The sequence below is a fragment of the Limnospira sp. PMC 289.06 genome, from assembly GCF_032350395.1.
Classification (GTDB): Bacteria; Cyanobacteriota; Cyanobacteriia; order Cyanobacteriales; family Microcoleaceae; genus Limnospira; species Limnospira platensis.
Genome location: NZ_JARPLC010000479.1, coordinates 1 through 501, shown reverse-complemented (window position 1 = coordinate 501; position 501 = coordinate 1). Strand labels below are relative to the sequence as shown.

The following is a 501-nucleotide window of genomic DNA, read 5'->3' as shown; positions in this document are numbered from 1 at the left end:
CGGTGAGACTTTCTAGGAAAACATTAGCACGCCATAGCCATCTAGGGTCAATATTGTTAGACATTGAGTTGACGACATCAGAGACAGCCAAAAGTGTTAATGGGTCTGTAACATAATTACTGGCATTACTTTCATTAATTTCAAATGAAAATGTGTCGGTTTCTGATCAGCGATTTTCTGCCATAGTTTAAGGCGTTAATAAGTATGGTTGTGCGGTTGAAGTCATGCCGTCGCTGTAGCTAATGATTACAGGATAGTCTGTTAAAGTAATGGTAAGTATTAATGGATAAGTTCCACTTCCACGAATGTTAGGTCCTATGGTAAACTCACAATGTTTTCTGGCGGGTTCGGGATTGAGTGTGGGGCTAAATTCGGCGGCGTGTTGATACATTACCAAATGCAGTAGAGCGCTACATAGATTTTGTTGATTAAAAGGATAGCTACCCGTTCCGGGTTGAAAGCCCACAAGAAATGGTTCTACTACTGCGATCGCACCGTCAT

1 pseudogene is annotated in these 501 nt (G+C 41.5%); it reads right to left on the bottom strand.

The features are described from left to right. Positions 1-187: 187 nt before the first annotated feature. Positions 188-501: pseudogene (locus tag P5674_RS25885) on the bottom strand (hypothetical protein); the annotation flags it as partial.